The organism is Serratia sp. BNK-12, assembly GCF_047456085.1.
Lineage (GTDB): Bacteria > Pseudomonadota > Gammaproteobacteria > Enterobacterales > Enterobacteriaceae > Serratia > Serratia liquefaciens.
Genome location: NZ_CP179896.1, coordinates 4,485,552 through 4,506,617, shown reverse-complemented (window position 1 = coordinate 4,506,617; position 21,066 = coordinate 4,485,552). Strand labels below are relative to the sequence as shown.

Sequence of the window (21,066 nt, the reverse complement as noted above, 5' to 3'; positions counted from 1 at the left end):
ATGACGGCTCAGGTTAACGGTAGCAGCGCAGTGCTGGTTCACTTCACGCTGAAATTGGAAGACGGTTCGACCGCAGAATCTACCCGCAGCAGCGGCAAACCGGCGCTGTTCCGTCTGGGTGACGGCAGCCTATCGGCACCGCTGGAAGCGGAGTTGATTGGCCTGCGTGCGGGCGACAAGTGCGCCTTTACCTTGCAGCCGGAAGCCGCATTCGGTGCAGAGAACCCGGACCTGGTCCAGTACTTCTCACGTCGCGATTTCGCGGAGACTGGGGTACCGGATGTGGGCACCATCATGCTGTTTACCGCCGTCGACGGCAGTGAAATGCCGGGCGTGGTGCGTGAAGTGGCGGAAGATTCGATTACCGTTGATTTCAACCATCCGCTGGCGGGCCATCCGGTGAGCTTCGATATTGAAGTGCTGGAGATTGATCCCGTGCAGGAGGAGACGCATGCAAATATTGCTGGCTAACCCACGTGGCTTCTGCGCCGGGGTTGATCGTGCGATCAGTATAGTAGAGCGCGCACTGGAAATTTACGGTGCGCCTATCTATGTACGCCACGAAGTGGTGCATAACCGCTATGTGGTGGACAGCCTGCGCGAGCGCGGGGCGGTGTTTATTGAGGAGATCGGTGAAGTGCCGGATGGGTCGATTCTGATCTTTTCGGCGCATGGGGTTTCCCAAGCGGTACGGGCGGAAGCCAAGGCGCGCGATCTGACCATGCTGTTTGACGCAACTTGTCCGCTGGTAACCAAAGTGCATATGGAGGTGGCGCGCGCCAGCCGTCGTGGCACTGAGGCGATCCTGATTGGCCATGCCGGCCACCCGGAGGTGGAAGGCACCATGGGCCAGTACAGCAACCCGAAGGGGGGCATGTATCTGGTTGAGTCGCCGGACGACGTGTGGAAGCTGCAGGTGAAGGATGAAAGCAACCTGTGCTTTATGACGCAAACCACGCTGTCGGTGGATGACACTTCTGACGTGATCGACGCCTTGCGCAAGCGCTTCCCGAGCATCATCGGGCCACGTAAGGACGACATCTGCTATGCCACGACCAACCGCCAGGAAGCGGTACGGAACCTGGCCGGGGATGCGGACGTGGTGTTAGTGGTGGGCTCGAAGAACTCATCCAACTCCAACCGTCTGGCTGAACTGGCTCAGCGCGTTGGCAAGCCGGCCTACCTGATTGATTCCGCCGCGGATATTCAGGAAGCCTGGCTGAAGAACGCGAGTAACATCGGCGTTACCGCCGGTGCGTCCGCCCCTGACGTGCTGGTACAGGACGTGATCGCTCGTCTGAAAGCCTTGGGCGGCCTTAACGTCCATGAAGTCAGCGGCCGTGAAGAGAATATCGTGTTTGAAGTGCCAAAAGAGCTGCGGGTCGATATCCGGCAGGTTGACTAGGCCACAGTGGTAAATAAATGAACGGGGAGCTTAGGCTCCCCGTTTTGCATTTGTGGATCGGGGGACGGGGGGCAATATTAGATCGAGAGGAAGGAATAGGATGTAATTCAAATTTTCTGTTATTTAAAGTCAAATTTGTTCTGACAATTTGAGTTAATGAAAAATGAAGTGCTTATATAGGCAGTAATAAAGTTATTAAGACTAATATCATTAGTCTGCAATCTAAATAAAGTCTGGTGTTGGTCAGCAAAGGGCTGAGAGGTTAAATAACTAAATTAATTGTCGTTGCAGACACTGTTTATTTAATTAAGTTCGAAACTGGTTTAAAGAATTTTTCTCCTTTTGCTGCAGATGGATTTTCATATGCTCAAGCAAACGGCGAACTTTTAAAGGTTGGCTGTCCCGTCGCGGCATAATTGCATAGCAATTAATCTCTGGTAATCGCCATTCAGGCAGGATTTCCACCAAATCGCCATTGTGTAATTCACGCTCAACATTGACAAAGAAATTACGGATGATCCCTTTGCCCGCCAGCGCCAGTTCTTTCATGGCCATACCGTTATTGGTAAATAGACGCCCGGTCATTCGTAGCCGATGTTCATCGCCGTTGTGGTGGAGCAGGCGAACAAATTGCGGGTTGCCCAAGGGGGTAAAAGTCACCCATTGATGCCGGGTTAACGCTTGTGGGCTCTCGGGAATACCATGTCCCGCAAGGTAGGCTGGTGATGCACATAATACCTCACGAAAGCGCGCAAGGCGGGTAGAAACGTAACTGGAATCAGCCAATACACCGCCACGGATCGCCAGATCAATACGCTGGCCTATCAGGTCGATTTTCTCGTCGTGGATCTCCAGCCTCAGCGTGATGCGCGGGTGTTCATCAAGGAAGCTTTGCAGTGCAGGCACCAGATAGTGAGTGGCGAACTCGGTAGAGGTCGCGACGCGCAATTCACCGCTCAGTTCGCCGCGCAGGGCGGCGATACGTTGTTGCCCCCGCTCGGCAGCATGCAGCATTAAAACGCAATCTTCATAAAAACAGAGCCCGGCTTCGGTCAGGCTCAGTGAGCGAGTGGAACGCAGAAGTAATTGAATGCCGAGTTCGTTTTCCAACAGGCGGATATGCTGGCTGACGGCAGAGGTGGTAATGCCTAATTCCTTGGCTGCCATGCTGAACGCGCCGCAATCGACAACTTTAGAAAAAATGGCCATGCGTTTTAGAATATTACTCATAGTTTGTTAAGTTCAACTTAACCAAGATTGTTAATTATACGGGCTAATAATATAGCACCATCTCTTCTATATTGCCTGAAGCAGATAAATATCAGCAGTGAGTATTATTCCCTGGTGATGCCTCTTTTTTCGAAAAGTCTTATTGCGTTTGTGAATAAATCACCTGCGCCATAATCTGAACAGGAGTTAATTGTGGACAGTGCCCGTATTGAAAAAATATCGTTAAAGATCCTTCATGAGCTATTGCAATATCGGCGTCGTTTTCCAGGAATGGAAACATCAAACTCCGAGGAAGAGCTGCTCGTTACTCAGGTGCAATTACCGCGCATTCGGGCATTCATTGAACAACAACGGCGGATTGAGTTTGTACTGCCGGCCTTTCCGACAAAATCACCCAATACTAATAAGGTGATCGGTGCGGTACCCGATATGGCGGAACGCTTATCGTTGATATTCCTTAATTCCCTCTGCCAGCGTATTCAGCTTTATTATCCGCCGGGTGCGCATATTGTCATCTGTTCGGATGGTCATGTCTTCGGCGATTTAATCCGCGTCAGTGACGATGCCATCAACCACTATCAGCGCGAAATTGAAACTCTGCTGCATGAGGTTGGGGCCACGCACCTGAGCGTGTTCAACCTGGGGGACGTGGAAGGGCTGGCGGAACACACCGACGACTACGACTTGCTGCGCCAGTTGCTGGTCGACGGTTATGCCGAATCGGAGTCGGCAATCAAACAACAGCTGATGGAAAGCGAGCAGGGGCTGCAACTGTACCGCGCCATTACCCGCTTCCTGTATGAAGACAGTCAACTGCCGGGCTACAGCGGCTCGAATGCCGCGCTGCAGAAAGACGCCAAGCTGCGGGCCTGCGGCGTGATCCAACGCAGCTGGGCCTGGGGTAACCTGCTGGCTCAGCATTTTCCGGCGGCGATCCGCTTGTCGATCCACCCGCAGCCTGCCGACAGTCTGAAAATAGGCATTCATATGATGCCAACCAAGGACGACTGGTTGACACCGTGGCACGGCGTCGCGGCTAACGTCAACGGACAGTTCGTACTGATGAAACGCAAAGACGCTCAGGAGTTAGAGGGCGAATTGGTGGCGATCCGCGGTACGCCAAGCCATTACCTGATTGAACAACCTCAAGCGGTGTAATGCACCACCTTACGCCCGCTATCTTGGCGAGCGTCTTTTAACGGCACGGTTGCCGTGTGAGCAGCAAATTTGCTTCAAGGAGAGTCACCGATGGACAATCAACAATTGAACTGCCGTATTGAACTCAATAGCCCCTTTGGCGCCGTATTGACCCCTGAACACCCGGGGCAATCCATCAGCGAGCTGCCGGTAGCGGCGCTGCGGACGTTGGCACAGCAGCATCACCTGTTGGTGCTGCGCGGCTTCGATTCGGGTTTTACCGATCCGCGGGTATTGACCCGTTATGCCGGCAATTGGGGTGAGATCATGATGTGGCCCTTCGGCGCGGTGCTGGATGTGAAAGAACATCCAGACGCCAAGGACCATATTTTCGACAGCAGCTATGTGCCGCTGCACTGGGACGGCATGTATAAACCGACCATCCCGGAATTCCAGCTGTTTCACTGTGTAGCCGCGCCCTCGCAGGATGAAGGCGGTTGCACTACCTTTGTCGATACTACGCGCCTGCTGGCCAATGCCGATGAGTCGCAGCTGGCTCAGTGGCTGACGGTGTCTATCTCATACCGTATCAAGCAGGTGGTGCACTACGGTGGTGAGGTGTGTTCGCCGCTGGTGGTGACGCACCCGAGCGGTAGTGGGCTGATCATGCGCTACAACGAACCGCCGACAGAAGGGAAGAAATTCCTCAACCAGCATGCGCTGGAATATCACGGGGTGCCGGAAGATCAGCAGGAAGCGTTCCATCAGACTCTGCAGCAGCATCTCTACGATCCGCGCCACTATTACGCCCACCAGTGGCAGCAGGGTGATGTGGTGATCGCAGATAACTTCTCGCTGCTGCACGGGCGTGAAGGCTTTACCGCCCGCTCGGCCCGCCATTTACAACGGGTTCATATACAGAGCAACCCGGTGTGCGCCAATCTGGCGCTGAAACCGGCCAACGCAGAGGCTTAAGAGTTATGGCACGTATTCTGATGACCGCCGTGGCAACGCCCGGTCACGTTTACCCGATGCTGGGCATTGCCCGGTACCTGATTGCGCAAGGGCACCAGGTTCGGGTGATGACCGGCGCGTTGTTCCGTGAACGTGCGGAGGCGATAGGGGCGAAGTTTGTTGCCTTCGATCCCAAGGTCGATTTCGACTATCGCTATCTCGAGGAACACTTTCCTGAACGCGCTGCACTGCCGCCGGGCAATGTGCAGATGGCGCTGGCGTTGAAAGACTTTTTCGCCGCTCCAATCCCGTTGCTGAATCAACAGTTGCGTACGGTGATCGCCGCCGAGGCTACCGATCTGCTGATGGTGGAAAACTGTTTCTACGGGGTATTGCCGCTGCTGCAGGCGGAAGAACGCCCTCCGGTTATCGGTATCGGCGTAACGCCGCTGTCATTCTCGTCTGAAGATTCCATCTTCTACGGGCCGCGCATTCCTCCGGCGCTGTTGCCGCGGGAGCTACGTCGCGAACAGCTGGTGGATGACGCCACGCGTGCCTTGATTGATGAGGTGCAGCAGAGTTTTGACGCCGCGATGACGCAATCCGGTGGCAGGCCGCTGCACCAACCCTTTAGCGATGCCTTGATCGGCGGTTGCGATCGTTTCTTGCAACTGGCGACCCCTGCGCTGGAATATCGGCGTGACGATTTGCCGGCCGGCGTGCGATTTATTGGCCCGTTGCGCAGCGCCCCGATACAACAGCCGAGCGAAGCCCTCTGGGATGAGACGGACCAACGGCCGCTGGTGATTGTCAGCCAGGGCACGTTGGCGAATGTCGATCTGCATCAGTTGATTGTTCCGACGCTGAAGGCGTTGGCACAGTTACCGGTACGGGTGCTGGCGACCACCGGGGGGCGTTCGGTCGACGGGCTGTTGGATCGGCTGCCGGACAATGCCAGAGTGCGGGAGTTTATCTCTTTCGAACGCTGGCTGCCGCAGGCCGCAGTGCTGATCACCAACGGCGGTTACGGTTCGATCAACTACGCGTTGGATCAGGGCGTGCCGTTGATTATTGCCGGTACCGGCGAGGACAAGCTCGAGGCGGCTGCTCGGGTGGTGGCAGCTGGCTGTGGCATTAATCTGCACACCAGCAATCCGGACGAATCGCAGCTGCGTCATGCCGTGCAGCAGATCCTGACGCAACCGGCCTACCGACAGCACGCGGCATGGGTTCAGGCCGATTACGCCTGCCATGATGCGCTGGCGGCGATTGCCGAAGAGGTGGCGGCGTTAACCGCTTGAGTCGCTTTTATCACGGGGGCTTTTGCCCCCTCTTTGTGTCTTCCGCTATCGGTCGTCGTCTTGCATAATGGCACTGCGTCCCCCATCCATCACAATTGTGGTGCCGGCGATAAATCCCGCACCATCGCTGGCAAGAAACAGGCATAAATCACCGACTTCCTCGGGGCGGCCAAGGCGACCGACCGGATGTTTCTTAACGGTTTTCTCTCGCGCCAGTTTGGCGTCAGTATGGGCGTCGAACCAGGCTTGATTGCCTTCGGTATCGATAAAGCCAGGGGCAATACCCAGCGTGCGGATCGTCGGACCCCACTCAATAGCCAGGCTTTGCACCAATGACAGCAGCGCCCGTTTGCTGATGTTGTAGGGCGCACAGCCAGGCATGGTGGAAAATGCGTGGTTGGAGGTGATCACCAGGATCACGCCATGGCTTTTGGTCAATGCCGGGCGGGCGCATTTCGCCAGATACCAGTGCGAGCGCAGGTTGAGATCGAAATTGTGGGTCCAGTCTTCTTCTTCGCAATCAATGCCTTTGAAGACGTTTTTCCCAGCGTTGGAAACCACGATGTCGATGCGTCCGCATTGTTGTTCAGCATTCGCGACAAAGCGTTTAATCTCGGCGGTCTGGGTGACGTCGACCGAAGAATAGAAAAAATGCTGTGGGTAATCGGCCAATAATTGTCGGGCCTGCGGCGCATTCTCCAGGCTGGGATAGGCGCACCCCATCACGGTATCGCCGTTAGCGAGAAAGGTTTTGGCGATAGCCAGCCCTATGCCCTGACTGGCGCCAGTGACGATGGCTACACGCCCGGATTGGTGGGGTAGCATATAGACCTCCGAAAGGGCCGCGATCAAGCGGCCGTCTTGGCTACAGAGAAAACTGGCTTAAAAACTGCGCGATCATAAGGTGATCATCAGCGGTCAGTTGCCAACCGGGGTGGCGACAGTAATCGGTAGCGATGATATTGCGTCGTTGCAGGATGGTCTTTTCGATCTGAATGATGTATTCGCAGTGGCTCATCCAGCGTTGGATGTAAGGCAACAATGCCTGATGCAGCCTATTCGCTTGTTCCACTTTACCGGCCTGCCAATGGCGATAAATACGCAGGTACATCTCGCTGAACGAGCAACCCGGCATCACGCCTTTGCCGCCCGCCGCCAACATCTGCAACATATAAAGCCCGGCATAGCCGTTCAGAACGTTGGCCTGGGGAGCCAGTTGCAGAAATTCTTTGGTGTATTCCACCGGCGGATTACATTCAATTTTGAACACCGCATGGGGATAGCGGGCTGCCACGTCGGCCAATTGTTGCGGGGTGATCGGCAAACCGGTTTCACTCGGCGCGTATTGCACCATTACCGGGATGTCTACGGCCTCCAGAACGGCGAAAATGTGCTGCTGGATCGCCTGTGGGCTGGGTTGAAGGAAAAAGGGGGGCAGCAGCATCAAAGCGTCGGCGCCCAGAGCTTGATAATGACGAGCGCGTTTGACGGCGACTTCGCTGCTGTGATCGGTGACCGAGATAGCGCGAAACAGCGGGGCTCCTGCCAGTTCGCTGATAAATATCTCCGCCAGGCGTTCACGCTCAGGCTCCTCGAGCTTCGGGAATTCGCTGGCGATGCCAAACAACGTCATTCCCTGAACGCCGGTTGCTGCCAGATGCTCCAGCAACTGGGTAAAACTCAGCGGGTCGATTTCGCCATTGGCCTTGAACGGCATTGCGACGATAGGGTTGACCCCTTCAATGTCGATAGCTTGGTAACGGCCCATTATTCCTCCTCCCGATCGGCCAGTACGGCACCCTGCGCAGCAGGTAAAGCCCAGCGACGATATAAACGCAGGAAGCCGCGCGGCACTTCTTTGTCCACGGGTTGCCAGTTTTGGCGCCGCTGCGCCAACATCGTCTCGTCAACGTGCAGCGTAAGAGTACGCGCGGGAATATCGATGGATATTTCGTCACCGTCTTGCACCAATGCCAGCTCGCCGCCGTCCACCGCTTCAGGCGAGATATGGCCGACAAACAGCCCGCGGTTGGAGCCGGAGAAACGGCCGTCGGTGATCAGAGCGCAACTGTCAGCCAGGCCCATGCCTTCCAGCGATTTCATCGGCTTATACATTTCCGGCATTCCGGGGCCACCTTTAGGCCCTTCATAGCGCAAGACCAGGGCGCTACCCGGTTTAATCTGGCCGGACATAATCGCCTCGACGGACTCCTGCTCGCTGTTGAACACCACGGCGGGCCCCCGGAAGCGCATCAAATTTTCCGGCACAGCCGCAGGCTTCACCACGCAGCCTAACGGTGACAAATTACCGTGCAGTACGGCAACGCCAGCTTCATTCCGCACCGGAATGGCCAGGGTATGGATGACTTCCGGGCGGCGGCTTGGCCGGGTTTCCGCCAGCAGTTCAGCTTTGGTTTTGCCGGTGACGGTTAACGCGTTGAGATCGAGCAGTTTGGCAATCTCAAGCTCTACTGCCGGGACGCCACCCGCTTCCCAAAAATCAATCATGTCATGTTCACTGGCCGGGTAGAGCGAGGCAACCAGCGGTACCTGGTGGCTCAACTCATCGAAGATGGACAGCGGCAGATGGCCCAGTTCCGCTTCGTAATGAATGGCTTGCAGATGCAGGATGGCATTGGTGGAGCCGCCGGTGGCCAGCAGGTAGATCACCGCATTGCGGATCGACTCGGCGGTGATAATTTGGCGGGCATTGACGCCATTCAATACCAGTTCCACCGCGGTGCGCCCGGTTTCGATAGCGCACTCGCGGCGTTCGGCCGAAACCGCCGGCAGCGTGCTGCTGCCCGGCAGGCTCATACCCAGTACTTCACCGATGCAGCACATGGTGTTGGCGGTGCCGTACATAGTGCAGGAGCCCGGGCCGGGTTCGGCGATATTTTCGATATGGGCAAATTCCGCCTCATCGATTTCGCCACGCATCTTCCAACCGATGGCCTCGGTGACGATGTTGCCGTCCCAGTGTTTACCTTTATATTCAGCCGGGTACATCGGCCCGCCGTTAACCATGATGGCCGGAATATCCAGCCGTGCCGCCGCCATCAGCATGGCGGGGACAATTTTGTCGCAGGAGCCAAGCAACACCATGCCGTCGAAACGATGGGCACGCATCATCACTTCGATGGAGGCGGTGATCACTTCACGAGCGGCCAGAATGTAGCGCATGCCGAGATGCCCTTCGGCGATACCGTCACAGGGAGCGATAGTGCCGAACACCATGCCGACCCCGCCGGCTTCTTCAATGCCCTGCAATACCTTGGCCGTCAGCTCATTCAGATTGGCGTGGCCGGCCGTCGCGTTGGTATAGCTGTTGACCACGGCGATCACCGGACGGCGCAGTTGTTCGTCGCTGTGCCCCATGGATTTGTATAGCGCACGCTTCAGAGCGCCGTCATCGCCCTCCAGAATAGGGTTGAAATGCGAGCCGCAACCGCTGCTGCCACAGGTTCCACATCCGCTCATCATTAAAATCTCTCAGTGATATTTAAAGGATCCTCAGCGTCAGGCTGAGCAACATCTTGGTCATGCATGCCATGGGTTTTGCCGGGGGAGACCAGCTTGGCAGGCAGCATGAAAATCAACGGCGCACAGAGCAGCAGGAAGCCCGCCAGAATGTACAGGCCGCTGTCGGTCTGGCCGGTTTGATCTTTCAGCCAGCCGAGAACCGTGGGGCCGAAGAAACCCGCGAGGTTGCCGACAGAATTCACCAGAGCAATACCGGCAGCGGCGGCGGTGCCGGAAAGCAGGGTGCCGGGCAGGCTGATGTAGGTAGGGATCAGCGCCAGGGTGCCGGACATCGCTACGCAGATCCACGTCATCATCCAGAAGGTGGAGCCGCTGCAGTAAGCGCTCAACGTCAGGCCGATACAGCCAATCACTGCCGGAATGGCAATATGCCAGCGACGTTCCTGTTTCAGATCGGAATGGCGGCTGTTCCATATCATAAATGCCGCGCCAAACACGTAGGGTAGGGCTGCCAGCAGGCCGATTTGGAGATCGTCGCTGATACCCGAAGTCTTGATGATGGAAGGCAGCCAGAAGCTGACGCCGTAATAACCGACGTTGAAACTGAAGAAAATCAGCGCCAGCAACCAGACATAGCGGTTAGCCAGCATCTCTTTCAGGCTGTGGGACGCTTTGCCGTTCGCCGCCCGATCCCGGTTGGCACGATCCTTGGCCAGATCGGTTTGCACGATCTGTTTTTCTTCGACGGTGAGCCATTTGGCTTCGTCCACGTTGTTATCCAGGTAACGCAGTACCACAAAGGCCAGTACGAAAGAGGGAATGGCCTCGACCAGGAACAGCCACTGCCAGTTGTGTAAACCGCCGACATTTTCGAACAGTTTGAGGATCAAACCTGAAAGCGGGCTGCCGATAATCACCGACAGTGGTGTAACCAGAATGAACAGCCCCAGCGTGCGGGCGGAACGCCATGAAGGGAACCACAGCGTTAAATAGAACACGATGCCGGGGAAAAAGCCGGCTTCGGCCACGCCAAGCAGGAAACGCAATACATAGAAGGTGGTTGGCGTGGTGACAAACATCATGGCCGCGGACAGGATCGCCCAGGTAGCCATGATGCGGGCAATCCAAAAACGCGGCCCGAAGCGTTGCATCAGCAGGTTGCTTGGCAGCTCAAAAATAAAATAGCCGATGAAGAAAATGCCGGCACCGAGACCATAGACGGTATCGCTGAAGCTCAGGGCATCCTGCATATGCAGCTTGGCGAACCCGACGTTAACGCGGTCCAAATAGGCGAAGAAATAGCACAAAATCAGGAAAGGGATCAGACGGCGAGTAATTTTACCGTACACCCGCGTTTCAGCGGCCTGTTCCGCCGTTGGATTTTCCGTGGTCAGCTTCATGATGGTTTCCTCTGATTTATTTTTATTAGCCGGGTTATGCCGGCGTATTCAAGGAATGGTCGGTAGTCTTGGGCTGGGGTGGCCTGCCTATATGGCGCAGGGAGGCACCCTGCATCAGATTTTTTTCGATGCATTCAAGGGAGATATTTTTGGTTTCCGGTACGAAACATAACGTCAGTACGATGCATAGCAGATTGAGTAGCGCGTAAAGCCAGAAAGTCCCGGCGCTGCCGAGGTTGTCGATCAGCGTCAGGAAGGTGGCACCAATAATCATGTTGGCAATCCAGTTGGCCATGGTGGAGCAGGTGACGCCAAAGTCTCGTCCGGCCAGCGGTTGGATTTCGGAGCACAGTACCCAAATCAATGGGCCGGCACTCATGGCGAAACCTATGATAAAGATCAGCAGCACCGTCACTGCGGCGTATTGTTCCGTGGGATTGCCGATGCCGATATAAAACATATAACCGAGCGTCGCCATGCAGATTGCCATCAGGCTGAAGCCGAGTTTGAGGATCGGTTTACGACCCCAGTGATCGACCAGCGCGATCGCGATAAAGGTGGCCAGAACATTGGTCAGGCCTGCTATCACGGTGCACCACATTTGCTCGCGGGTGGTGGCGAAACCGGCGATTTCAAAAATCTTGGGGGCGTAATACATGATGATCGTCATGCCGGTGAACTGCTGCATAAATTGCAGCAGAACGCCCAGGTAGGTGGAGCGGCGGAAGTGCGCATTGTGGCGAAACAGCTGCCAGCCTCGTTGCTTCATTTGCAGGCTTTCACGGATTTGGTTGAGTTCGTCGCGAGCCTCGGCATCCGAATTGCGTAACAGTTGCAAGACCTTGCCGGCCAATTCACCGCGCCCCTTCATCGCCAACCAGCGTGGGCTTTCCGGCAGTGTCAGTACGCCGATAAATAGCACCAGCGCCGGGAAGGTGATGATGCCCAGCATCCAGCGCCAGTGTCCGCCAGCACTGAATGCGGTATCAGACAGGAAGGCGGCCAAAATTCCGATGGTAATCATCAACTGATAGAGAGAAATCATGCTGCCGCGAATGCGCTCTGGAGCGATTTCCGACAGATACAGCGGCGCAGTGAACGAGGCTATGCCCACGGCTAATCCCAGGATAAAGCGGGAAATCACCAGCACTTCTAGATTTTGGGCCACGGCGCAGCCGATCGAGCCGACGACGAACAAAACCGCACCTAACAACAAGCTTTTTTTACGGCCCAAATGGGAGGACATAGGCCCGCTGCTCAGGGCCCCCAGCGCGGCGCCGAACATCATGATGCTGACGACGATTTCCTGCTGTTGGCTCGAGAGGCTAAATTCGTTTGCTAGGAACGGCAACGCACCGGCGATCACCCCCATATCCAGGCCGAACAGCAAACCGGCTAACGCGGCAAGAAAGCAAACCTGCAGGGTTTGGCGGTTTGTTTTTGCGGGAATAGATGATTTATTCATAACAACACCTTTTAATTCAATGCGTTATATTTATTTTTATACAAGCATCGGCAACGTCGCAGTGGGCAAATAGCTATTCCACGCAATGTTGCCAGGCGGCCTGATAGGCCAGCGCGCGTTGACGTAATGCCGCCAGGCTGATGCCGGGTTGATAGAGTCCGCCTCCCAGCCCAAACCCGTTGCTGCCCGCCTGGATATAGGCGCGCATCTGCAGGGGATCCGGTTGGATCCCCCCTACCGGCAAGCAAACCAGCCTTTGGGGAAGCACGACACGCAGCGCCTTGGTTACCGCTGGGGTAATACTTTCTGCCGGGAACAGCTTCAATCCGCTGGCTCCGGCGGCAAGGGCGCAGAAGGCTTCGGAAGGGGTGGCCACGGCGGGCATGCTGATCAGATTCAAATAACGGGAATGGCCGATCACCGCGGCGTCGGTATTGGGAGAAATAATCAGTTGTCCCCCGGCTTTGGCCACCTCTTCAACCTGCTGGACGTTCAGTACGGTGCCGGCGCCGACAAAACCCCTGTCGCCGACGGTTTTCCTGATCACGCGGATAGAGTCGTACGGGGTGGGGCTATTAAGCGGTACCTCCAGAAAGCGGAAGCCGCAGTCCAGCAGAATTTCGGCGACGGGCTCAGCCTCCTCAGGCGTGATGCCACGCAAAATAGCGACCAGGGGGAGCGGCTGTTGCTGCCACTGTTGGAGGAAGATCTCTGGGCTCATTGGGCGGTTCCTTGTAGTAGGGGATACAGTTGACTTAATCCGTTGATAAAGCAGCTATCGCCATCCGTGGCGCGCAATGACAGGCCCAAGGGTTCCGCCGCCATTTGGTAGCGCGCAACCAGCGGGGGGCTGGCGACAACCCAGATGGGCTGGTGCGCGGGCAGCGCCTGAAGCTCATTACCGATCAACAAGCCGGAAAGGTAGCTGTGTATATTTGCCGCGGCGATTTCACCGCTGAGGCGGCGGGTACGTGCCGAGAAAATCAGGTGGCTGAGGGGGGCACCGCTGCGTGCCGTATCGGCCCCGAGGATGAACGCCTGCGCGTCCTCCTGTTGTTCCGGCAGGGCGTTGCCCAAAATGGAGTGCCGGCAGAGCAACGAGAACAGTTCGCCGGTCATAAAGGTTGAGAAGTGGCCGATTTCTCCCTGATTCAACTGAACATGCTTGCTGTGGGTTCCGGGTAAAATTGCCAGGCATTGCGCCGCTGGATGTCGTCTGGCCAAACCGAGCAGCTGCACTTCTTCTCCTCGCATCACTTCAGGCTGCTGAGCCAGCCCCAGCCCCTGAACGCCGGGAATGATCCACGCTGGGCTACCCCAGTCAGTGGTGAATTTCATGGCCTCGGCCGCCAAACTTTTCATGCCGCACGGCTGGGTTATGTAGGCAACCTCATGCCACCCCTGTTGTGATCCCACCATGCCGGCCATGACCACCGGCAAAGCGCCATGTTCGACTAACCAGGGCTGTAATAAGGTATGCAGGGTGTCGGCAAACCGGTTTTTTTCCACGGCCAGCAACCCGCAGGGATGGCTGAGGTTACTTAGGCATTGCTCCCCACACATTAAAAAAGCGCGGAAGTTAGTGGTGCCCCAATCGATACCAATCCAGTTGTTATTCATTCAGGTAATACAAATCATTCAGTCTTGTCATACAAGAATGCTAGAGCGAAAATTGCTCAGGATCTGTGAGGGCGATCGAAATTACAGCAAAGAGGGATTTTTAGAGGATGTGGGCGAACATTTCCGGTTGCTGCTGCCAGTGATTCTTTTTGGCCGCATTGAGCAGAATGACACGCATGCGCTGGCGTGCGGTTTCTACCTGTTTGAAGCGAATGGCCTCCAGCAATTGTTGGTGCTCTTCAACCGCATTTTTGGTCAGCCGGATATCTTCTTCCAGCGTTTGCTGGAAAGAGAGCGCCATGGCCGCGGAAAGTGCGCTGCCCAATGAATGCAAAAAAGGATTGTGGCTGGCGCCCAGCAAGGCAAGGTGAAATGCCATATCGCCCTGCTCGAAGAGTTGGCGACTGGCCTGCTGTTGCCCTTGTGACATGAGTTTGCAAGCATCTTCCAGCGCGGCCAGGTCATGACCGGTGGCGTTAACGGCCGCTAATGCCGCGATATTCGGCTCAAAGATCAGACGGGTAACCATCAATTGTTCGACCAGTTGTTGGTCGAGACTGCCTTCCGCCAACCAGCTCAGTACGTCAGGATCCAAAAAGCTCCATTGTTCGCGGGCATTGACGGTACTGCGCTTCTTGGCCTGAATGGAGATCAACCCCTTCGCCGCCAGCACCTGCAACGCGTTACGTACCGAAGTGCGTGAAACCGAATACTGCAAGGCCAATTCATTCTCCCCCGGCAGCGACAGCCCAGGCGGCAGATCGCCACTGATGATGCGGCGGGCCAAATCTTGCGTCAGGGTTTCCGATATGGTGGTTTGCGCGGTTTTCATCCGTGGTTCTCAGGTAATTAAAGCGGCAGTTGCGCCCTATACTAAGCTAAGCGGCGTGCGGGTGGTACCTGTGCCGGTTTGAATGAAGAAAACGAGCGTTTTTTCATGCAAATTTCACCGGTTCAAATTGCATGTTTATGTACAATCGTCAATGGGCGTTGATCGGCCTGATTGTTAACCCATTGACAGCATTACTGATGAAAAGTGGGGGATATCATAATTTTCTAATTATGAAATGAATCCTCTGGCGATGATAGGACGAGGCAGTTACCCTGAACCGATATACCCGTCATACTTGAAGCTGTATCTGTGTTGACTGCGCTCACTTACCCGAATCACTTACTGAAGTAAGCTCATTGGGATAAGCTCGCTTGCCGCCTTGATACAGCTCCAATTATTTAGGGTAATGAAATCAATCAACAAGAGAGCAAGTATGACTGATTCACCCATCCGCATTGCGATTGCGGGTTCCGGCGGCCGTATGGGCCGCCAATTGATCCAGGCGGTACATCAGGCGCAGGGCGTGGTTTTGGGGGCGGCAGTATCGCGCCCAGGTTCAAGCCTGATTGGGACCGACGCCGGTGAACTGGCGGGCATTGGTGCGCTGGGCATAACCGTCAGCGACAGCCTGGAAAAAGTGGCCGACGATTTCGATATCCTGATCGACTTCACCCGTCCGGAAAGCACCTTGGCGTACCTGGCTTTCTGCGTTGAGCACAAAAAAGCCGTAGTGATTGGCACCACCGGTTTCGATGATGCGGGTAAGGAAGCCATCCGCGCCGCAGCTGGGCAGATTGGCATCGTTTTCGCCGCCAACTTCAGCGTGGGCGTGAACCTGGTGTTAAAACTGCTGGAAAAAGCCGCGCAGGTGATGGGCGACTATACCGATATTGAGATTGTTGAAGCGCATCATCGTCATAAGGTAGACGCTCCTTCGGGGACGGCTTTGGCGATGGGCGAGGCGATTGCCGGCGCGCTGGGGCGCGATCTGAAAGAGTGCGCGGTGTATGCGCGTGAAGGTTATACCGGTGAACGCGATCCGAAGAGCATTGGCTTTGCCACTATTCGCGCTGGCGATATCGTCGGCGAGCACACCGCCATGTTCGCCGACATCGGTGAGCGGGTAGAAATCACCCATAAGGCCTCCAGCCGCATGACTTTTGCCAGTGGTGCGGTTAAGGCTGCGATATGGCTTAAAGGCCATGATAAAGGTCTGTTTGATATGCGTGATGTGCTCGGTTTAGACCAGTTATAATTGATTTGTATGCCATCGTGATGTGGCTGTATTAATCATAGTGCTATGATTAACGGACAATAATTTTATTGTCCTTTTTTTTAACATGATAAATATGTGTTTGAGGTTGTTTTTATTGGTTGATTGCTATTTTTGGTGGTTAACTTTTAATTTATGATGCTTTTTCCCCTTCCAACGTATCTCTTGCCTGGAAAAGTGCCCTGGGAATTGTTATTTTCTGTCTTTAGAGCTCGCAACCGTTTACTCACCCGAGTTTAGATGTGTTTTTATGGCTACTGACCCCATTAAACGCCGAGAAGTGCAAAAATAAGAGAAAAAATGGCGCTTTGGGTAGACAAGCGGAGCACTCATCATTAAAATGCGCCCAATTTGCCAAAAATTGACCTTGAGGGCGGTTTTTGCATTGATTTAGATCGTGATATCTGAATTAATATGCAAATATTGTGATTGATTATTCCTTGGAGGGTGTTTTGATTAAGTCAGCGCTATTGGTTCTCGAAGACGGAACCCAATTCCACGGTCGGGCCATCGGGGCAGAGGGTACGGCAGTGGGGGAAGTGGTCTTCAATACGTCGATGACCGGTTATCAAGAAATCCTCACTGATCCTTCCTACTCCCGCCAGATCGTTACTCTTACTTATCCTCATATCGGCAATGTCGGCACCAATGCTTCCGACGAAGAATCCTCCGCTGTACACGCCCAAGGCCTCGTCATTCGCGACCTCCCACTGATTGCCAGCAACTATCGCAACGAAGAAGGCCTGTCTGACTACCTGAAGCGTCACAACATCGTGGCGATTGCCGATATCGATACCCGCAAGCTGACCCGCCTGCTGCGCGAGAAAGGGGCACAGAACGGCTGCATCATCGCCGCCGACACGCCGGATGCCGCCTTGGCGTTAGCGAAGGCCAAAGCCTTCCCGGGCCTGAAAGGCATGGATCTGGCGAAAGAAGTTACCACCCAGGAAGCCTACAGCTGGCAGCAGGGCAGTTGGACGCTTGAAGGCGACCTGCCGGAAGCCAAACCGGCCTCTGAGCTGCCGTTCCACGTTGTGGCCTATGACTACGGCGCCAAGCGCAACATTCTGCGTATGCTGGTGGATCGCGGCTGCCGCCTGACGGTGGTGCCGGCACAGACCCCGGCGGATGAAGTCTTGAAGATGGATCCGGACGGTATTTTCCTGTCCAACGGCCCGGGTGACCCGGAGCCATGCGATTACGCCATCGCCGCCATCAAGCAGTTCCTGACAACCGATATCCCGGTGTTCGGCATCTGCCTCGGCCATCAGTTGCTGGCTCTGGCCAGCGGTGCAAAAACCGTGAAGATGAAGCTTGGCCACCACGGCGGCAACCACCCGGTAAAAGATCTGGATAACGACTGCGTCATGATCACCGCGCAGAACCATGGTTTTGCGGTAGACGAAAACAACCTGCCGGCCGAACTGCGCGTCACGCACAAATCCTTGTTTGACCACACGGTGCAGGGCATTCACCGCACCGATAAAGCAGCGTTCAGCTTCCAGGGCCACCCTGAAGCCAGCCCGGGCCCACACGACGCCGCGCCGCTGTTCGATCACTTTATCGAACTGATTGAGACTTACCGTTCTAACGCCAAATAATCAGGAGCAGTAAAAAATGCCAAAACGTACAGACATAAAAAGCATCCTGATCCTCGGCGCTGGCCCGATTGTTATCGGCCAGGCGTGTGAGTTCGACTACTCGGGTGCCCAGGCGTGTAAAGCGCTGCGCGAAGAGGGTTACCGCGTTATTCTGGTCAACTCCAACCCGGCCACCATCATGACCGACCCGGAAATGGCGGATGCGACCTACATCGAGCCAATCCACTGGGAAGTGGTGCGTAAAATCATCGAAAAAGAGCGTCCGGATGCCGTGCTGCCGACCATGGGCGGCCAGACCGCACTGAACTGCGCGCTGGAGCTGGAACGTCAGGGCGTGCTGGCCGAGTTCGGCGTGACCATGATTGGCGCTACCGCTGACGCGATCGACAAAGCAGAAGACCGTCGTCGCTTCGACGTGGCGATGAAAAAAATCGGCCTGGACACCGCGCGCTCCGGTATTGCGCACAATATGGAAGAAGCGCTGGCGGTGGCCGCTGACGTCGGCTTCCCGTGCATTATCCGTCCTTCCTTTACCATGGGTGGCACCGGTGGCGGCATCGCCTACAACCGCGAAGAGTTCGAAGAGATCTGCGAGCGTGGTCTGGACCTGTCTCCAACCAAAGAGCTGTTGATTGACGAGTCGCTGATCGGCTGGAAAGAGTACGAGATGGAGGTGGTGCGCGATAAGAACGATAACTGCATCATCGTCTGTTCGATCGAAAACTTCGATGCCATGGGTATCCATACCGGCGACTCCATCACCGTAGCACCGGCGCAAACCCTGACCGACAAAGAATACCAAATCATGCGTAACGCCTCGATGGCGGTACTGCGTGAAATCGGCGTGGAAACCGGTGGTTCCAACGTGCAGTTCTCGGTTAACCCGAAAACCGGCCGTTTGATCGTCATCGAAATGAACCCGCGCGTATCCCGCTCTTCGGCGCTGGCATCTAAAGCCACTGGCTTCCCGATTGCCAAAATCGCCGCCAAACTGGCGGTGGGTTACACCCTCGATGAGCTGATGAACGACATCACAGGTGGCCGTACGCCGGCGTCGTTTGAACCGTCCATCGACTACGTCGTGACCAAGATCCCTCGTTTCAACTTTGAGAAATTTGCCGGTGCCAATGACCGTCTGACTACCCAGATGAAATCCGTCGGCGAAGTGATGGCGATTGGCCGTACCCAGCAAGAGTCACTGCAGAAAGCATTGCGCGGGCTGGAAGTGGGCGCCACCGGTTTTGACCCTAAAGTGAGCCTGGATGACCCGGAAGCACTGACCAAAATCCGTCGTGAGCTGAAAGACGCCGGTTCTGACCGCATCTGGTACATCGCTGATGCCTTCCGCGCCGGCCTGTCCGTTGACGGCGTCTTCAACCTGACTAACGTAGACCGCTGGTTCCTGGTGCAGATTGAAGAGCTGGTGCGTCTGGAAGAGCAGGTTGCCGGTACCGGCATCAACGGCCTGACGAAAGAGTTCCTGCGCACCCTGAAGCGCAAAGGCTTCGCCGATGCGCGTCTGGCCACCTTGGCCGGCGTCGCCGAAAGCGAAATCCGCAAGCTGCGTCATGGCTATGGCCTGCACCCGGTTTACAAGCGCGTGGATACCTGCGCGGCGGAATTCGCCACCGACACCGCTTACATGTACTCCACCTATGAAGAAGAGTGCGAGTCCAACCCGACCAACGACCGTCCGAAAGTGATGGTGCTGGGCGGCGGGCCAAACCGTATCGGCCAGGGTATCGAATTCGATTACTGCTGTGTGCACGCCTCGCTGGCGCTGCGCGAAGACGGTTACGAGACCATCATGGTCAACTGTAACCCAGAAACCGTGTCTACTGACTACGACACCTCTGACCGTCTGTACTTCGAGCCGGTAACGTTGGAAGACGTGCTGGAAATCGTGCGCATCGAGAAGCCGAAAGGCGTTATCGTGCAATACGGTGGCCAGACGCCGCTGAAATTGGCGCGCGAGCTGGAAGCCGCAGGCGTACCTATTATCGGCACCAGCCCGGACGCGATTGACCGCGCCGAGGACCGTGAGCGTTTCCAGCAGGCGGTACACCGTCTGGGCCTGAAACAGCCGGCCAACGCCACCGTGGCAACCATTGAGCAGGCGGTAGAGAAAGCGGCCGGGATCGGTTACCCGCTGGTGGTACGTCCTTCTTATGTGCTGGGCGGTCGGGCGATGGAAATCGTTTACGACGAAATCGACCTGCGCCGTTACTTCCAAAACGCAGTCAGCGTCTCCAACGACGCCCCGGTGCTGCTGGACCGCTTCCTGGATGACGCGGTAGAAGTCGACGTCGACGCCATCTGCGACGGCGAACGAGTGCTGATCGGTGGCATCATGGAACACATCGAACAGGCGGGCGTGCACTCCGGTGACTCGGCTTGTTCACTGCCGGCCTACACCCTGAGCAAGGAAATTCAGGACGTGATGCGTCAGCAGGTTGAGAAACTGGCGTTTGAGCTGCAGGTGCGCGGTTTGATGAACGTGCAGTTCGCCGTGAAGAACAATGAAGTCTACCTGATTGAAGTCAACCCACGCGCCGCGCGTACCGTGCCGTTTGTTTCCAAGGCCACCGGCGTGCCGTTGGCCAAAGTGGCTGCGCGCGTGATGGCAGGCAAAACCCTGGCAGAGCAGGGCGTGACGGAAGAAGTCATCCCGCCTTACTACTCGGTAAAAGAAGTGGTGCTGCCGTTCAACAAGTTCCCAGGCGTCGACCCGATTTTAGGGCCGGAAATGCGCTCTACCGGGGAAGTGATGGGCGTGGGTCGTACCTTCGCCGAGGCCTTCTCCAAGGCGATGCTCGGCAGCCAGTCAGGCATGAAAAAACAGGGCCGTGCGCTGCTGTCGGTGCGTGAAGGCGATAAAGCCCGGGTAGTAGATCTGGCGGCAAGCCTGCTGAAACAGGGCTTCGAGCTGGATGCCACTCACGGTACCGCCGTGGTACTCGGCGAAGCGGGGATTAACCCACGCCTGGTCAACAAGGTGCATGAAGGCCGTCCGCACATTCAGGACCGTATCAAGAATGGCGAATACACCTACATCGTCAACACCACCGCCGGTCGCCAGGCGATTGAGGACTCCAAGCTGATCCGTCGTAGCGCATTGCAGTACAAGGTGCATTACGATACGACCCTGAACGGCGGCTTTGCCACCGCGATGGCGCTAAAAGCGGATCCGACCGAGCAGGTGACTTCGGTGCAGGAGTTGCACGCGCGTATCACCAAGTAATTCGATGATGCCGTAAGAGCCAGGGCGCTGCAGTTCATTGCAGCGCCCTTATTTTTTTAACTTGTTCAGTGAATTTGTTGTCGTGAATTAGAAATTTCCGCTATCAATCATTCAGCAAACTGTC

At 55.8% G+C, this 21,066-nt stretch carries 17 protein-coding genes; 8 read left to right on the top strand and 9 right to left on the bottom strand.

All coding sequences use genetic code 11. From position 1 onward, the window contains the following. Positions 1-471: an FKBP-type peptidyl-prolyl cis-trans isomerase gene (gene fkpB, locus ACMGG1_RS21025; RefSeq protein ID WP_046374547.1), complete on the top strand. Its 471-nt coding sequence runs from the start codon at positions 1-3 to the stop codon at positions 469-471. Further along, on the top strand, positions 452-1,405 hold the full coding sequence (gene ispH / locus ACMGG1_RS21020) for a 4-hydroxy-3-methylbut-2-enyl diphosphate reductase (protein ID WP_020825154.1): 954 nt from the start codon (positions 452-454) through the stop codon (positions 1,403-1,405). Before fkpB ends, ispH begins: the two co-directional genes overlap by 20 nt. A 306-nt stretch (positions 1,406-1,711) precedes the next feature. Here ispH and ACMGG1_RS21015 read toward each other — a convergent pair whose 3' ends face one another. Beyond that, the gene (locus ACMGG1_RS21015) at positions 1,712-2,614 is read right to left on the bottom strand and encodes a LysR family transcriptional regulator (protein WP_240504893.1); all 903 of its coding nucleotides are present in this window, start codon (positions 2,612-2,614) and stop codon (positions 1,712-1,714) included. 213 nt (positions 2,615-2,827) lie between these two features. Here ACMGG1_RS21015 and pvcA point away from each other — a divergent pair, with 213 nt between their 5' ends. The 3 genes from pvcA to ACMGG1_RS21000 all read left to right on the top strand — a co-directional run bounded on the left by pvcA (position 2,828) and on the right by ACMGG1_RS21000 (position 6,027). Further along, positions 2,828-3,793 (top strand): L-tyrosine isonitrile synthase, encoded by a 966-nt coding sequence (gene pvcA / locus ACMGG1_RS21010; protein WP_130016162.1) that lies wholly within the window; start codon positions 2,828-2,830, stop codon positions 3,791-3,793. A 90-nt stretch (positions 3,794-3,883) separates the two neighbouring features. Continuing rightward, positions 3,884-4,747 (top strand): TauD/TfdA dioxygenase family protein, encoded by an 864-nt coding sequence (locus ACMGG1_RS21005; protein WP_128865025.1) that lies wholly within the window; start codon positions 3,884-3,886, stop codon positions 4,745-4,747. A 20-nt stretch (positions 4,748-4,767) separates the two neighbouring features. After that, complete coding sequence (locus ACMGG1_RS21000) at positions 4,768-6,027, top strand: glycosyltransferase (protein ID WP_414161463.1); 1,260 nt, start codon at positions 4,768-4,770, stop codon at positions 6,025-6,027. A 45-nt stretch (positions 6,028-6,072) separates the two neighbouring features. On the opposite strand, the gene ACMGG1_RS20995 is transcribed toward ACMGG1_RS21000, so the two are convergent. The 8 genes from ACMGG1_RS20995 to ACMGG1_RS20960 all read right to left on the bottom strand — a co-directional run bounded on the left by ACMGG1_RS20995 (position 6,073) and on the right by ACMGG1_RS20960 (position 14,827). Further along, the gene (locus ACMGG1_RS20995; RefSeq protein WP_308529877.1) at positions 6,073-6,852 is read right to left on the bottom strand and encodes an SDR family NAD(P)-dependent oxidoreductase; all 780 of its coding nucleotides are present in this window, start codon (positions 6,850-6,852) and stop codon (positions 6,073-6,075) included. A 40-nt stretch (positions 6,853-6,892) separates the two neighbouring features. Beyond that, a complete protein-coding gene (locus ACMGG1_RS20990; protein ID WP_142815945.1) occupies positions 6,893-7,795 on the bottom strand; it encodes a dihydrodipicolinate synthase family protein in 903 nt (300 codons plus the stop codon). Continuing rightward, entirely contained in the window at positions 7,795-9,507 is a 1,713-nt protein-coding gene (gene ilvD / locus ACMGG1_RS20985) for a dihydroxy-acid dehydratase (protein ID WP_130016214.1), read from the bottom strand. The genes ACMGG1_RS20990 and ilvD overlap by 1 nt, the downstream gene beginning before the upstream one ends. 2 nt (positions 9,508-9,509) lie before the next feature. Next, positions 9,510-10,910, bottom strand: coding sequence for an MFS transporter (locus ACMGG1_RS20980; RefSeq protein ID WP_142815944.1), 1,401 nt, complete (start codon positions 10,908-10,910; stop codon positions 9,510-9,512). 34 nt (positions 10,911-10,944) lie between these two features. Next, positions 10,945-12,375, bottom strand: coding sequence for a sugar porter family MFS transporter (locus ACMGG1_RS20975; protein ID WP_122077115.1), 1,431 nt, complete (start codon positions 12,373-12,375; stop codon positions 10,945-10,947). Positions 12,376-12,448: 73 nt separating this feature from the next. Then, the gene (locus tag ACMGG1_RS20970) at positions 12,449-13,096 is read right to left on the bottom strand and encodes a 2-dehydro-3-deoxy-6-phosphogalactonate aldolase (protein ID WP_122077118.1); all 648 of its coding nucleotides are present in this window, start codon (positions 13,094-13,096) and stop codon (positions 12,449-12,451) included. Then, positions 13,093-13,995 (bottom strand): 2-dehydro-3-deoxygalactonokinase, encoded by a 903-nt coding sequence (locus ACMGG1_RS20965; protein WP_130016165.1) that lies wholly within the window; start codon positions 13,993-13,995, stop codon positions 13,093-13,095. Before ACMGG1_RS20965 ends, ACMGG1_RS20970 begins: the two co-directional genes overlap by 4 nt. Before the next feature lie 100 nt (positions 13,996-14,095). Continuing rightward, a complete protein-coding gene (locus tag ACMGG1_RS20960; protein ID WP_187962270.1) occupies positions 14,096-14,827 on the bottom strand; it encodes a FadR/GntR family transcriptional regulator in 732 nt (243 codons plus the stop codon). A gap of 433 nt (positions 14,828-15,260) precedes the next feature. Here ACMGG1_RS20960 and dapB point away from each other — a divergent pair, with 433 nt between their 5' ends. The 3 genes from dapB (at position 15,261) to carB (ending at position 20,942) form a co-directional block, all read left to right on the top strand. Next, positions 15,261-16,082: a 4-hydroxy-tetrahydrodipicolinate reductase gene (gene dapB, locus ACMGG1_RS20955; RefSeq protein ID WP_128865021.1), complete on the top strand. Its 822-nt coding sequence runs from the start codon at positions 15,261-15,263 to the stop codon at positions 16,080-16,082. Positions 16,083-16,552: 470 nt separating this feature from the next. Continuing rightward, on the top strand, positions 16,553-17,701 hold the full coding sequence (gene carA, locus ACMGG1_RS20950; RefSeq protein ID WP_071844605.1) for a glutamine-hydrolyzing carbamoyl-phosphate synthase small subunit: 1,149 nt from the start codon (positions 16,553-16,555) through the stop codon (positions 17,699-17,701). Between the two features lie 16 nt (positions 17,702-17,717). Beyond that, positions 17,718-20,942: a carbamoyl-phosphate synthase large subunit gene (gene carB / locus ACMGG1_RS20945; protein WP_020825167.1), complete on the top strand. Its 3,225-nt coding sequence runs from the start codon at positions 17,718-17,720 to the stop codon at positions 20,940-20,942. Positions 20,943-21,066: the final 124 nt, after the last annotated feature.